The 14979-nt window shown below is 55.1% G+C and carries 10 protein-coding genes; 5 read left to right on the forward strand and 5 right to left on the reverse strand.

Features of this window, described 5'->3' with window-relative positions; genetic code table 11:
- Positions 1-4 precede the first annotated feature (4 nt).
- Both LCM31_RS09640 and LCM31_RS09645 read left to right on the forward strand, forming a co-directional pair.
- Positions 5-1162 (forward strand): acyl-CoA dehydrogenase family protein, encoded by a 1158-nt coding sequence (locus tag LCM31_RS09640; protein ID WP_224869544.1) that lies wholly within the window; start codon positions 5-7, stop codon positions 1160-1162.
- Positions 1163-1489: 327 nt separating this feature from the next.
- On the forward strand, positions 1490-4003 hold the full coding sequence (locus tag LCM31_RS09645; protein WP_224869546.1) for a c-type cytochrome: 2514 nt from the start codon (positions 1490-1492) through the stop codon (positions 4001-4003).
- 360 nt (positions 4004-4363) lie between these two features.
- Here the strand turns inward: LCM31_RS09645 and LCM31_RS09650 are convergent, their stop codons facing one another.
- The 4 genes from LCM31_RS09650 to LCM31_RS09665 form a co-directional block, all read right to left on the reverse strand.
- A complete protein-coding gene (locus LCM31_RS09650) occupies positions 4364-5173 on the reverse strand; it encodes a hypothetical protein (RefSeq protein WP_224869548.1) in 810 nt (269 codons plus the stop codon).
- 252 nt (positions 5174-5425) lie between these two features.
- Entirely contained in the window at positions 5426-6211 is a 786-nt protein-coding gene (locus LCM31_RS09655) for a ThuA domain-containing protein (RefSeq protein WP_224869550.1), read from the reverse strand.
- 221 nt (positions 6212-6432) lie between these two features.
- Entirely contained in the window at positions 6433-6939 is a 507-nt protein-coding gene (gene greB, locus LCM31_RS09660) for a transcription elongation factor GreB (protein ID WP_224869552.1), read from the reverse strand.
- Positions 6939-8945: a S9 family peptidase gene (locus LCM31_RS09665; protein WP_224869554.1), complete on the reverse strand. Its 2007-nt coding sequence runs from the start codon at positions 8943-8945 to the stop codon at positions 6939-6941. The genes greB and LCM31_RS09665 overlap by 1 nt, the downstream gene beginning before the upstream one ends.
- A gap of 226 nt (positions 8946-9171) precedes the next feature.
- On the opposite strand from LCM31_RS09665, the gene LCM31_RS09670 reads away from it, so the two are divergent.
- A complete protein-coding gene (locus LCM31_RS09670) occupies positions 9172-10677 on the forward strand; it encodes an alanine/glycine:cation symporter family protein (RefSeq protein ID WP_224869556.1) in 1506 nt (501 codons plus the stop codon).
- Between the two features lie 196 nt (positions 10678-10873).
- Complete coding sequence (locus tag LCM31_RS09675; RefSeq protein ID WP_224869558.1) at positions 10874-13525, forward strand: hypothetical protein; 2652 nt, start codon at positions 10874-10876, stop codon at positions 13523-13525.
- A 54-nt stretch (positions 13526-13579) separates the two neighbouring features.
- Here LCM31_RS09675 and yciH read toward each other — a convergent pair whose 3' ends face one another.
- A complete protein-coding gene (gene yciH / locus LCM31_RS09680; protein WP_224869560.1) occupies positions 13580-13903 on the reverse strand; it encodes a stress response translation initiation inhibitor YciH in 324 nt (107 codons plus the stop codon).
- Positions 13904-14081: 178 nt separating this feature from the next.
- On the opposite strand from yciH, the gene LCM31_RS09685 reads away from it, so the two are divergent.
- Complete coding sequence (locus LCM31_RS09685) at positions 14082-14921, forward strand: ion transporter (protein WP_224869562.1); 840 nt, start codon at positions 14082-14084, stop codon at positions 14919-14921.
- Positions 14922-14979 lie beyond the last annotated feature (58 nt).

Genomic DNA, 14979 nt, shown 5'->3' on the forward strand with positions numbered 1-14979 from the left:
TGCCATGAATTTTGAATTGTCTGATGAACAACAAATGATCCAGGAGGCTGCCCGCCAGTTCGCCGAGAGTGAACTGAAGCCCATTGCAGCAGAGCTGGATCACACGGGTAACCGCGAATTGCTTTTGCAAAAACTCAAGCAGTTGGCGGAGCTGGGCTTTATGGGGATCAATATCGATCCCGATTTCGGTGGCACCGGCGCGGGCACCATCGCATTCGCCCTCGCGATTGCCGAAATCGCGCGCGGTTGTGCATCTACCGCAACGACTACCTCGGTAACCAATATGGTTGCGGAAGTGATTCAGGCGATGGGTACGGAAGAACAAAAAGGCTACTTTTTGCCAAAAATATGCAATGGGGAATACCCTGCGGGTTCTTTCTGTCTGACTGAGCCTGGGTCAGGGTCTGATGCCGCCGCCATGCGCACCCGTGCAACGAAAGATGGCGATGACTACGTGTTAAACGGCAGCAAGCTGTTTATCAGTAGTGCCGAATTTGCGGGTGTTTTTGTTGTTTGGGCGGTTACCGATGCATCGGCACCGAAAGGGAAGGGTATCTCCTGTTTTCTGGTGGAGGCTGGCACTCCGGGCCTGGTGATTGGAAAAGCCGAAGAAAAGATGGGGCAAAAAGCCTCGGTTACCAACGAGGTTTCCTTTCAGGACTGCCGAGTAGCCGCCGCGAATATGCTCGGTGAAGAAAATCGTGGATTCCGGATTGCTGCAGGAGAATTAGCGGGCGGGCGTATTGGTATTGGCTCACTTGCCCTGGGTATCGGCCTTGAGGCGCTGGACTGTGCACGAACGTATTTGCAGGAGCGGGAACAGTTTGGCAAGCCATTGGCTCAGTTCCAGGGGCTGCAGTGGCAGCTCGCGGATAAGTACACAGAAATGGAAGCAGCGCGCTTATTGCTGCTGCAGGCGGCATGGCAAAAAGATGCGGGACAGCCGTTCGGGCCGGCGGCTTCCATGGCAAAACTTTATGCCTCTGAAAAGGCGAATGAAGCCTGCTATGTCGCGCTGCAAATGCATGGCGGTGTCGGGTACACGAAAGAATATCCTCTGGAAAGAATGGCTCGGGATGTTCGTATTACTACCATCTACGAGGGAACCAGTGAGATTCAGCGATTAATCATCGCGCGGCATCTACTCGAGGGTGTTAGATAATTCAGCAAACAATGGTGGCCTTGGCCACCATTTTTATTTCGGGCCACCATTTTTTTGAATGCGGGCAGTGGCGGCGTTTTTTTTAAATGCGTGGCCGCAAAGGTGTCAGCCTTTGAAAAATAAAAAAGCGCGGGAACAGAATGTCTATTTTTGTCCAGTCTCGTCATTGTTGTACGGTCGCAAAGCCCTAAAAATGGGCGTTCTTTGGTCTTCCGCCAATTTTTTTTGTATTTCGGCGTGTGGAGGGAAGATCAAATAATAATGTAGAAAATAATGACAACCGCAGTACATGTCATTAATCGTTCAACGATGATGGAGGATTAATCGATGTATAAGGCTGTGAGACTATTCCTGTCTATAGGGGCCTTTCTGGTAAGCGTGGGTGCGACTTTTGCGAATGCCGACGTGCTGGAGGGCTATCAATCTTATAATGGTGTCACCAACGATGTAGGCCCTGACCTGGCAACGGTCATTGAGCATGACAGTTCCAAACAGGCATGTGACCAGTATCAGTCGGATCTCGATGCCTACTTGCTGAATAACGCAGATCTGCTCGAGTCTCTGTCGGATGAGCGTCCGAGCCCCGCCACGCCCTCGCCGCGGGATCAACTCATCCTCGATGACTTTGTCGATGGCTATGATCAGGCCACCAAGATCCAGTGTGGCAAGTATTATTTCTTTTACGGCACCTTTGATACCACGGGGCCACCGATCGATCTCACGGACTGGATGGTGCGCTACTTCAGCGACTTCTTCGGCGAGGGCTTTTCCAAGTCTGGTCAATATCCCGACCCCAATCCGGTAGCCACGGTGGAGCCCTCGGTCTTCAATCCCGCTATTCCGCCCAGGCAGCTTCCGGTTGGTCTGGCGGAGAGCAGCGGCGTCTTCGGTGATGGTATTCCGGTGTACGCGTTTACCTGTGCCGCCTGCCACTTCAAGCAGATGGACGATGGTAACTATGCCGTGGGTATCGGCAACACCAACTACGACTACGCCCGCCAGACCGCACTGCAGGGCCAGTTACCCTACATGTTCATGTTCCAGAAGCCGGACCTGGTGGTGCCGGAAATCGACCTGTCGTGGCTCGCCTACTTCGAGGTCATTCCGGAAATCCAGGATGAGCTGCATGATGCGATTGCCGCTGCGCGCGCGACGCCGGGTGCCATCGACGAGTTCATGGTATTCAATGAGTTGATGACTGCGGCTACAACCCAGGAGCAGCGGGACGCTCTGGCAAAACCGCTCAACCAGCAGCGACAGGACATGGGCACCTGGACCGGGGTGATGGACTTCACCACGCCGCCCATGCAGGACGATGGCGTATGGAATGTCACGCGCATTCTGAACGTGAACGAAATGGTGCTGGAGCCGTTCCAGCAGAAGCAGTTTGGCTTTAAATACCATGCCGGCCTGGGCTGGACCGGGGGCGCCTTTGATGAAATCAATTTCATCCGCTCGGTGGTCAATTTGACCCCATCAAACGCGGAAGACCCTGCATCGCGGGAGGAGTACCGCTACTGGGTGAAGGAATACCGCTATTTCCCCATCGTGGAATATATCCGTACCTTCAAAGAGCCGGCGGTACCTGAGATGCTGTCGTTGGACTACGCGGCTGCGGCGCGGGGCGAGGCGATTTTCGATCGCGACTGTTCCTCCTGCCATAACGGCCCTGTGGGGGAAACCGGCCGGCCTTACGCACACGGTGAAGTCAACGTAGAAAGCAGCCACGCAAATATCTACGGAACCTACTGGGATCCGGCAGCTCTGGACGGGCAGGGTGGTTGGGAGTCCTCAATTGCGATATTCGCAGAGAGCTTCCCCGCCGGCGAAACGGGTATCTATACGCGAAAGGTGAAGGCCCCACGTTTCATCTCGCTCTGGGACAACAACCGCCTGTTGCACAACGGCTCGGTGTGGGGGCTTGAGGAATTGCTGACCTGTCGCCCCGATCGCGTGGTCCACGCGACGATTGCGGATCAGCCACTGTGGAATACCGGGCACAACATGGGTTGTAATCTGTCGGCAGAAGACAAGGCCGATCTGATCGTGTTCCTGCAATCGTTCAAGACAGCCCGCAATCCGGGTAACCAGTTCAATGGCCAGTTCCAGAGCGCCTGTGAGTCGACGGGTAGTGGTTCTGTGCGAACAGAGGCCCGCATTGGCAATGGTGAGCGGCTGGACGTCCAGAAACTGTATTTCTCCGATGTAAACTGTGCTGTTTATGACCACGGGCGTGTCGCCAATCCGGAGCTGATTGCTGCCTATGACATTGCCGTTGGCGACGAGTTTGCGAATTCTCGTGGTTTTGAGTCCAAAAATACCGACTTTGTCGACGCGGATGGCAGCGTCACTGTAGGTGCGATCGGGGTTGAGAATGGCGAATTGGCATTCACCATCAATGCCGGAGCGGCCGATCAGGACCCAGCACTTTCTGGCCTCCATGTACAGCAGTTGACCGACTATCCCGGGCTCAACGGCTTATGGCTGGCGGACGACTGCGAAATAGGCTCGAAGCGTCGCCTTTTGGCGTTCCAGGATGGTGTGCGCACCGATAAGTATGTTCACTACTCCTGGTTCGGTTGTGGCGGTAAGGTAAAGTCGGTCACCAATGTTGGCGCCTGGTCGTTTGCCGACCCGCAGTGGAACAATGTCGATTGGGACCTGACCCGCTATGAAATGAAGGCGGTGATGCAGCCCGTCGGTGGTGGTTTGCCACACATCGAATACATCGACAAGCGCGGCAGCCAGCTGAGCATTGCACCGGACAACCTGGTACAGGCGCGGGAGGCCATGTTGGGTAAGCACTACACCCGCATCCGCGATATGTATCGGGGGCAATAAGAGGGAGAACGATCCGCTTCGATAAGCTTGGTCGTCTCATGTGGGTGAGCAGTTCTTGCAGACTGCCACCCACAACTTTTTTGTGTTTACCCTGCACGTTTGTTGCTGTAAAGAGCACGGTTCACGTCCCTCTAGGGGAGGCTTTGGGAACTCGCGGACCTGCACGATTCCCCTCGGCACCTATCGGTCCACTTATGGCGGGTCGCCATTAATAACCTGGTAGCGCTTCTCGACTCTTATCCCGCTACGGCAGCGACAAAATTTGTCGATGCGGACGAGCAGTACCTCGCCGTACGAGTTTCGTTTGACTCGACGGATTGATGGTTAACTTTGTCAGAGCTGAACACGGGATGCCGGATTTCAGGCCGTCGTAACACGCCGCATTTGCGCTTCGCCCATCCGTAACGTCAGCATCTCCTGTACGCCTTGCTCTCCAAATACCTTGGTGGCGAGTTTGTTCATGGGGTCGCGCTCGTAACAGAGGCGGCGCAGCATGTGGTCGGTGTCACGCAGGGCAGGGCGCTCGCTTTGGGGTACAGGCTGGGCCTCGTCGTACCATTTCAGCCAATGCTCCAGCATGGAGCGGGCGTAGTCTTCGAGGATGCTGATATTGGTATTGTTAAGATCCGCCATCAGGCTCTGGGTGGATGGGTTCACCAGCGCGCGCATATAGGGTCCGTGGCTGACAGACCACTGGAAGTTACTGTGGCCGCGGAGCGCCAGATACTCATCGTTGATGGGAGCGTAGTATTTATCGAGATACCCGCTGTCCACCAGCAAGTTGCGCCGCGGCATAAAATCGAAATAGAAAAACAGTTTTGGGATGGTGCCAAACACCATCACAAAGTGCGGTACATCGGTATCCTGCCCCAGATAGGCAGTGGCATTCATGTCTAGGATGCTGGCCTTCCGGTTGCCGAGCCAGGAGTTCACCAGCCACTCACAGTCGCCACCGCTCCAGGCCTGGAAAGAACCTTCGAATTCGCCATTGGGCGAAGTGTAGTATTCGCGATCGCGGCAGGCCGGCTCCAGTTGCAGCCCACTGAAACGGCTGGCAATGGTGTTTTTGATATCGGTCAGGATACCCCAGCAGCGCTCCCAGGATTCACTTACATCTACATCGGGGTTTTCTGCCAGAAACTGGTCGATGGTCTTGGTATCAGAATGCATGGTAGTCCTCTGCTAGCGGCGGTTTGGAATACTGCAGTACTTCCTTCTTATTGATAGTTGTGCCGGCACATCGACAGGTAGCTCTGCCGAAATCGTGAATCAGGGTTTTCCCGATAGCCTGTGGCGACTCAGTGTGATCCTGTCGGTCTGGGGTTTTGGCGCATTGACTATTATCAATTCCGCCTGTGCAGCGATTTGTATTGGCCGGACAGGTATTGTTCCGGTTGATCCTGAGCAAGGAAAGCAAGTCCGTTATTGCTCGATGCCTTTGCCGGTGGCAGCCCAGTAAATCCCCCCATACAGATGGGAGAGAAACATGGGATTGGTATAGGATGTGGACAAATGCCCAAAGCCGGTATAGAAAGCCCGGCCACCATCATATTCCTGATACCAAGCAAGCGGATGGAAATCTCCCATCCCACTCGATTTAACTTCGTCCCACTCCGCCTGCGGCTGATAGGTGGACTCATCCACAGAGAGAAGGTAATTCAGGGAATCACTGTGCTCAGGTCCGTAGTTGTAGTATTCCTCGGTCCATAAAAAACGAGATGGCATGTGCTCTGAACCGGGAAAGCCTGGGTCAAGAACGTTTACTTTTGCGGACTGCACCGCTGGGTGAGTAACAAAGTTTCGTCCCACTAATCCTTGATACCAGGGCCAGCCGTATTCAGTATCCGCTGCCGAGTGCACCCCCACATAACCCTTTCCTGAATGGATAAATTTCTGAAAATCGCTCTGTTGCTGTTCGTTCAGTACGTCACCGGTGGTTAATAGAAAGACAACCACATCGAACTGATCCAGGTTTTCTGAGGTAAATGCATTCGCATCGCTGGTATGTACTGCGCTAAAGTCATGTAGTTGAGATAAGTAATTCACGGCTGAAACCGCTGCGGGAATACTATCGTGTTGCCAGCCCGCCGTTTTGGTAAATACCAGGGCGGTGAACTGCTTTGCAGATAGCGGTGTAGCTATTGTTAGTGCCATTATGAATGACGCACATATCAATAAAATGCGCTGTTTATTGTTTTGTTTTTTCATTAAATAACCCCTAACTGTGCTTGTTTGCCTGCATTTGCCACTGCATGGACAGAAAGTACCACAAAGACAATTGCAAGGTTTACATAAGACGTAGGGGAGGGGGCACCATCAGTGACGAATAGGCGTTAACGCGTAACGCCGATCCATTATCGCTCGATAGAAGTCTGTCGCTGGTGAGAAGCTTTCCCCCCTTTTCAAATCTACCTTGCTACAGAGCTTCCCTAGTGGGCTTCTGGATAGTCGATTTCTGTAATGTAATAGGTTACCCAGACATCATGTTGCTGGATCTCGATTTCATCATCGAGCCGTTTTCCCAGTAACGCGCGCGCCACGGGACTGTCCATGGAGATCAGTCCCTCTTTTACGTTGAATTCGTCGGGCCCGACAATGCGGTACTTCACTTCCTTTTCTTCCTCATCCTCCAGCGTCACCCAGGCGCCAAAGAAGACCTTGTCCTTGTCGTCCGGAATACGATCGACAACGGTGATTTCTTCCAAGCGTTTGGTCAGGAAGCGTACCCGGCTGTCGATTTCTCGCAGGCGCTTTTTGCCGTAGATGTAATCCGCATTCTCACTGCGGTCACCGAGTTTTGCGGCATCGCTGACTGCCTGGGTAACCCGTGGGCGTTCAACTTCCCACAACTGCTTAACCTCGGCGCGCATGCGGGCAGCACCTTCTGGGGTGATGTAACGGGAGCCGCGAGGGCGGGGTGGTCGCCAGCGGCCCATCAGCGGTTTTCCTCAAGGTTGTCGATCTGAATACCTGGCCCGGCTTTCGCCAAGTCGAAATGGAAGACCCGGCTGTAAAACTCAAGCTCGCCTTCCAAGGCCATTTCAATACTGCTGGCCGCTCGGAAGCCGTGACCTTCTTCCGCAAAGGTGATGTATGCCACCGGTATGCCGCGCCCGCGCAAAGCATTGACCATGGTCTCTGCCTGATTTGCGGGCACCACTTTGTCCTCCAATCCCTGGAAGAAGATCACTGGGCACTCTAACTGTTCGATGTGGTTAATCGGCGAGCGCTGCTGGTAAACATCCTCCGCTTGCGGCCAGGGCCCGACCAGCTTGTCGAGATAACGCGATTCGAACTTGTGTGTATCGCGGGCGAGGGTGGTGAGGTCACCAATACCGTAGTGGCTCGCGCCTGCGGAAAAGGTGTTGTGGAACGTCAGCGCGGCGAGCACGGTGTAGCCGCCTGCGCTGCCGCCTTTTATCAGCATCCGTTTGGGGTCGGCGAGACCTTGTTCAACCAGGTACTCGGCGCCGGCACAGACATCTTCGACATCGAGCAGCCCCCAGTTGTTCTCCAGGCGGTCGCGGTAGTTGCGTCCGTATCCGGTACTACCAGAGTAATTGACGTCGAGAACCCCGAAGCCACGGCTGGTCCAGTATTGCACTTTGAGGTTGAGCCCGGCAGAAGTGGCGCCGGTGGGGCCGCCGTGTCCGAACACAATGATCGGTGGCTTTTCCTCGGCGGGGGCCAGGAAATCCGGGTTATGCGGTGGATAGAAAAAGGCATGTACCTCGCGATCGCCAACGGAGTAGGTTACTGGTTGCGCGGGTGAAAAATACGCGGCATCCACCGGGACCGAACTGCTGCTGGCGAGCGTCTGGAAGGTATCGCTTGCGCCGGAGTATTGATAAACCGCGGGAAAATCCGTTGTACCGCTGCCAATAAATACGGCCTGGTTTTGCCCACAGAGGATACTTTCGAAATCGCACCCAGGGTGGTTAATTTGCGCTTGCCGCCCGTGCTTTAAGTCGATGCGCGCGAGCTTCCAGATTCCCTGCTGGGTATAGGTGCAGAAGATGGTGTTTGCATCCAGGAATCCGTAGGTCGACATGCCGAACACCCATTGTGGTGTTGCGAATTCGGCGTCGAGCTCCCAGATGGGCTTGTCGCTTCCGGCCCAGTAAATATTCCACCAGTTGGTTTTGTCGGAAACGTAGAACAGGTCTCCACTGGGGGACCATTGGGGCTGAAAGATCGATTCCCCTTGGCCGCCGGCAATTTTCTGTGCCTGCTGGATACCGCCATCTTCATCGAACTCGGCGATCAAGAGCTCGGTTGAATCCCATGGCATATTGGGGTGATGCCACTGCAGGAAGCTGAGTTGCTTCCCATCCGGGCTGAGACCCGGTGACGCATAAAAGTCCGCGCCTTCGGCCAATACTGATTGCGGGGGCGCCGAATCACTCTCATTCACCTGTTTGAGATCAATGGCAATTAAGCGCGCCACTGCTTCCGAGGCGGGGTCTGAATTATCTTCCTGTACGCAGATAAGGCGGTTGCGAGATGGATCGAATTGCAGGTCTGCATAATGGAAGGGGCCTTCCGGGGTAATTGCCTCCGGGGTATGGCCATTCAGTGACATACGGTAAATACGTTGATCGGCCGCAAGCACGAAATAAACGTGGCTACCACCGATGGTGTAGACGCCACCGCCATATTCGTGGGCCTTGGAGCGAATGCTCAAGGGCGCTGGCAGCAAGTCTCTGGTTTTGGGACTTGCCGGATCCGAATAGTCACATTCCACCAGCGCGGAACGTCCTTTTTCCGTTGGGCGCGACTCTAGCCAATATGCCTTGCCACCAAAGAGCTGAGCTTCACTGAGACGGACGTTACCCCCCGTAAGCAGGTTTGCGGTTATTGGGGATTTCCAGCTGCCGTAAGGCGCGGTCGAGGAATCGCCACGAGTTGGTTTGTCGGGTGACGATACATTGCGAGACGACATAGCGTTGAGTCTATTCCTTGCTCTTTTTTCAGTCGATTGAGGTGACTGGTTTGGCGATATTGTACGTCAGCGCCTGCCGGTAACAAGGGTGGTGTTGGCGCTTTGCGGTGGCTGATCTTTACTGATTCTATCGACAATTTTTCGTCGCTGTCGCGCGATACTTTTTTGTTGCGCACCATGTCGGCACAGGGCCGTGGCGTATGTGTTCGCAAGAGTGAAAATAGGTATGCAGGTACTTTCAGATTTTTTTCATTCCGTCATCAGCATAGGCAATCAGATTACCTGGGGTGGGGTAGGTGGTATCTGGTGGGTCGGTATCTTGATTGCCGCGCTGCTACCTGCAGGCCTCTATTTCACCGTGCGTACCGGGTTTATACAGATACGCGGCTTCGGGCACATGATTCGCGTGATGGCGCACAGCTTTCACAAGGAAACTGATGACTCGATTTCTTCCTTTCAGGCATTCGCGACCAGTGCGGCGGCGCGAGTTGGGACAGGTAATATTGCCGGGGTGGCGGTAGCGATTACCGCCGGCGGGCCGGGGGCGGTTTTCTGGATGTGGGTTGTCGCGCTGGTGGGCATGGCCACGAGCTTGATTGAGAACACCCTGGCCCAGACCTTCAAGGAAACCGGCGATGAGCCAGGCACTTTCCGCGGCGGGCCTGCGTACTATATCGACAAGGGGCTCGGGCGGAACTGGAAGTGGTTGTCGATTGCGTTCTCGATCTTTCTGGTGATTTGCTTTGGCTTCTTCTTTAACGCGGTGCAGGCCAATGCCATGGCAGACGCGGTACACGAAGCATGGGGCATCAATCCGCTCTTGATAGGTTGCGTAATTGCTATCCTCGCTGGTTTTATTGTATTTGGCGGTATTCATTCCATCGGGCGCTTTGCGGGTATCGTGGTGCCCATTATGGCGCTGTGTTATCTCGCAATCGCCATCGCCGTTGTGGTGTTGAACATCGAGCGCTTGCCTGAGGTCTTTGGTTTAATTATCGGTAGCGCCTTCGGGGCCCAGGAAATGGGCGCTGGGGCGTTTGGTGCGGTGATTGCGAACGGCATCAAGCGTGGGCTCTTCTCGAACGAGGCTGGGATGGGTTCATCGCCTAACGTGGGTGCTGCTGCAGACGTTAAGCACCCGGTGGTACAGGGCTACGTACAAATGGCCTCGGTGTTCCTCGACACCATGATGATTTGTACCGCGACGGCCAGCATTATCCTGTTGAGTGGTGTGGAGTATGCCGGTGTCGTGGAGGGCGTGACACTGACCCAGACTGCGCTCGCCAGTGAGGTTGGCCCATGGGGCAGTGGTTTCCTGGCCATAGCTCTGTTGTTCTTCGCGTTTACCTCGATCATTGCCAATTACTACTACGCGGAAACGAATATTTTCTACTTGTGGCATACCCGCGTGTCCATCTTCTGCTACCGGGCGCTCTACATCTGCTTCATCTTGTTTGGGGCCTGGGTGGCGTACAGTGATAGCTCGGACAATTTTTCACTGTTGTGGAATATGGCAGATATGTCGATGGGCTTTATGGCCTCGGCAAATTTGCTGGCGATCCTGCTGCTGTCTGGCGTGGCCCTGAAGGTGGTTGCCGATTACGAGGCCCAGCTCCGCCGCGGTGTTAAGGAGCCCGTGTTCGATGCACGAGACCATCACATTCCCGGCATTGAGTTGTCTGTTTGGTCACCAGAACCTGCCTCGGACGTTAGGCCCAAACATCCGAATTAACCCACAGAATCTGTGACGCGGGCCGCAGCTAACAATGCGATGCGGTTTGCGGCCTTGCTGTGAACCAGTGTGCAATTGGTCGCTCGACTGTTAAGAGCTTATTCGAGTGAGAACCAGTCCCCATCTGCCCTGCAAGGAATCCCTTAATCTCAGTCGTATCTCTATAAATCTAGCCCCGGGCGGCGACGAGGAATTCATGGCGAACCAGGAAAGGTTTCAAATTGTCTCTGCGGGTAAAACCGTACGCGCCAAAGCGCCTCAGGAAGTTCTGCAACAACTGATCAGTACCTTTTCCATTGGCGCAGAGCAGGGCAAAAAGCTGTTGCTGAAAGGCTGGGTGATTAAAGATCAGCTCTCGTCGGCCCAGGTGGTGCAGTACCGGACACAATTGCAGCAATTGGGATTGAAGATCGAAGTGCACCCGGCAGGCAAGTTTGATAATCAGGCTATCCTTGCGCGCCTCAAGTTTGCCCGTCAGCGCGAGGCACGAAAAAACCCGAGTGGCCAAGCCGCGCTCGACGCCAGTAAACCGCATATGGAGGTGGCTGCACCGGAATCCGGCGGCCACGAGCCGGTGACTGTGCTGAAACCTTCTAAAGCCCCGGTAGTAACTGAGGCGGCTCCGCAGCAAGCAGAGAAATCGGTAGCGAGCGAAGCCTCTGCCCAGAAGGCGCCAAATAGCCACAAGAACGGCACTGCATGGAAGCAGTTACGCGCGCTGTTCCAGGAAGCGGTGGTGCCTCAGGATACGTCACTGACGTCGCGCATTGCACTATTTCCGCACATGCTGACGGCGTCCATCGTGCCTGTGTGCTTTGCACTGCTGCTGTGCCTGTGTCTGTATCAGCTGGGCATGGCATTGTGGTCGATGCCTGCAGCGGCCCTTGCTGGTGAATTTGGTGCAACAACAATTTTGGGGGCAGTGCTGACGGGACTGCTTGTGCTGTTTGTGGGTGCGGTAGTGATTTACCCGTTTTACGTTGCCCGTGGCACCGGGGCAAATGCGGCCGAGGGGCGGGAAGATCAGGCGCTGCGCCTACTCAAGAAAGACGCTCCGGGCCTGTTCTTGCTACTAGATGTCGTTGAAGATACCTGCGGACTGGGCATAGCGACAAAGCAGAAAGGCCCGCAAACCCTGTCGAGTGCAGTGGTTGGCACTCAGGTGGTTGTAACGCCTGGCGCGCAAGTCAAAGTGGTCAAGGCGGATCAGGGCCAATACCGTCTCTCCCTCGGCCTTGCGGCGGTCGCCAGCTTGCAAGGTGGCGATGTACTCGGGTTGATTGGCCGCGCCCTCAGCTATTACCAAGACCGCTGGAGTCGTCTGGCAACAGAGCTCTCCATTGGTACCGCGCAGCGCTTGCACAACCTGCAGGAAGCATTCGAACAAGAGCGCACCGTTTTCGGTAGCAATGACAGCGTCATTGCCCCGGTGCGCCCATTGCACCGGATGTTTGCCTTGTGTGGTCATGCACTGATACCTGTTGTGGAGCGACTACAAAACATCCACGGTCGCCTGAGCGGGCGTTTAGGCCGGTATCTGGAGGCGCAGGCGGACAGGACCGTGGCGTATTTGCTGGGCAGTGATGGTTTTCAGGGCTTCGCGGAACGTTGGAATTACCTCGAGCATTCGGACCTGATCTGCAGCGAGATCAACCGCGAGGCACAGCTGATTGGAAAGAAACTGGCCGACGTACCGGCCGCCGTTCGCTGGATGTATAACAATCTGAGCAGCGAAGATAAGACCGGAATCGATGCCGCAATGGGGCAGGAGACGGAGTTCTGGCCAACGGACGAACCGGCGGGGCACCAGCGTATTGCTGCGGTAGAGGCGCACGATTGCGCCCCTCAATTGCAGCGCGTCGACTTCTCACTGCAAAAGCTCTTTGGCGACTTCGCAGAGGTTTGTGGCCGGGTAAGCCGTGCTGATGGCGACGATAGTTGCCGTCCGGTAGAGAACCGCTTGCTTCTGGAGTCCGACAAGGAGAGTGAAGCGGCACAGCAGGTTTTGACGGAGTATTTCAACCGGGTAATCCCACGGGATTTCCTGCATCTTGAACTCCCCACCAACAATGAATTGGCAGAGCTTGATCTGCAGGCATCCATTGACTGGCTGCGTTCGCGCTTGCTGGACCTGCAGGAACTGGAGCAGCGTCGGGCACAACTGCAGCTCAGTAGCGCGCGTATCCAGGTTGGTGCGGCGCTGGTGCGAGCAAACCTGCGTATCGATCCGCGAAGTTATGACCTGAGTGGCACGACACCGTCTGCTGCGGATGAATCCGTGCGCGACAACCGCGTGCGTCTTGAAGAGTGTCAGCAGCAGCGGCACTTGATTCACAGTCTGTTCTATCAACGTATTACGAGAACCATTGCCACAATGGACAGCGGAACTCGCACGGGTGCGGAGGCTGCGGTTTCACGTCTGCGTGGCTTTGATGCGCTGGCCGAGCCGCTTACCGTACTCGGCCGCTACGGTGATGTAGTGTGCGAGCTGATTGAACGTTTGCCGCAACAGGAGCTGCCGCAAGCCCTGTTGCAAAAGTACCCGCAGATCATCTGTGAGCAGGTGCGCAAACTGAACCAGCTGGTTGCAAGCCATGGTCTGGCAATGAGTGCGCCTCAGCAGCAAAAGTTGTCTGCCTGCGGTGAAGGTGTTATTGAGTTGTCGCTCAGTGGGCGCAAGGATGAGCTCGCCAGCGGACTTCAGGCGCTCGAACTGCGTTGCAAGACGGTATGTGGCGTGGTACAGGAAGCCTACCAATTGGAGTTGGCGCGTCTTCTGAAACTATGCTTGGAAGAAGAGAAGCGAATTAAGGTGAAACCTCTACGCCTCGCGGCAATTTCTGCCTAGCTGAAGGGGTAAATGGGGCGGGCAGGGCTAACTTGGTGCTGCCCGGGCTGGGGCTTAGCCCCCAGCGAGTTTCACCTTGTAGCTTTTTGCTTCGAGTACCGCCTTGATCTCGTCCCGCTTGTCGCCCTGAATCTCTATCACGCCATCCTTCAGTGCACCGCCACAGCCGCAGCGCTTTTTCAGCTCTGCCAGCAAGAGCTTGAGCTCGCTATCAGTGCCTTCTACGCCCCGAACGCAGGTGACCCCTTTACCTTTGCGTCCCTTGGTCTCTCGCTGAATTCGCACAATACCATCACCGCTATGGCGCTTTTGTTCGGGCTTTTCTTCCTTGATCCGGCCGCGGTCAGTGGAGTATACGAGTCGGCTTTTGTCGCGCATGTCAGTTCCCGGTGAGTCAGCTCATTCAGTGGAAAGGGGGGGCAAAATTGTGTGCCCGGAAGAATCCGGGGGCGAAGCATAGCGGATACAGTGGAAGCGGACAAAGCGGTGGCGTATTCTGCGACCCAGAGGTCGGCTAGAATGTCACCTAGTTCAATAAGGCGAAAGGCTCGAATTCATGGCGCTTACCGGGACCCGCAAACGGCTGAATGAAATTATCTTCGGTACCGATTCGCCCGCGGGTAAGAATTTTGATGTATTCCTGATCTGGGCGATTCTACTCAGCGTCGCGCTAGTGCTATTCGCATCGGTGGAATCTCTGTGGGTGCGTTTTGGCGAGACCTTTTATATCCTGGAGTGGTTTTTCACCGGGCTATTTACGGTGGAATACTTGTTGCGCATATATTGCGCACGCGATCGCCGCGAATATGTCACCAGCTTCTATGGCATTGTCGATTTACTGGCGATCCTGCCCAGTTATCTCGCACTGATTTTTACCGGCGCTACCTATCTGATGGTAATCCGCTTACTGCGGGTACTGCGGATCTTTCGTGTACTCAAGCTGGTTCGGTATCTGCGGGATGCGAATCTACTGGTGCGCTCACTCTGGCAAGCGCGCCGTCGAATCCTGGTGTTCTACACCAGCGTTCTGGTGATTTGCATTATCTTCGGCAGCGTCATGTTTATCGTGGAAGGGCCACGCCACGGCTTTACCAGTATCCCAAAGAGTATCTACTGGACTATTGTCACCATCACCACGGTTGGCTATGGCGATATCACTCCGCATACGCCACTGGGGCAGGCCATTGCAGCAATGACCATGTTGATCGGCTACTCCATTATCGCGGTACCTACCGGGATTGTGACCGCGGAGCTGGCACATGAACTCGGCCGGGAGAAGCAGCTTGCTCGCTGCCACAACTGTGGAAAAAGCGGGCACGACGCCGACGCGGAGTACTGCAAACAGTGTGGTTATCGCCTTGAAGACTTCGAAGAGCCCGTCGACGAAGAGTCCTAGGGGCGGCGCTTAACAGCTACCGGGCTATCCGTTATCCTTGCGCCCCGATTTACCCCAT

Origin of the sequence: Microbulbifer agarilyticus (assembly GCF_020171345.1) — a bacterium.
Lineage (GTDB): Bacteria > Pseudomonadota > Gammaproteobacteria > Pseudomonadales > Cellvibrionaceae > Microbulbifer > Microbulbifer agarilyticus_D.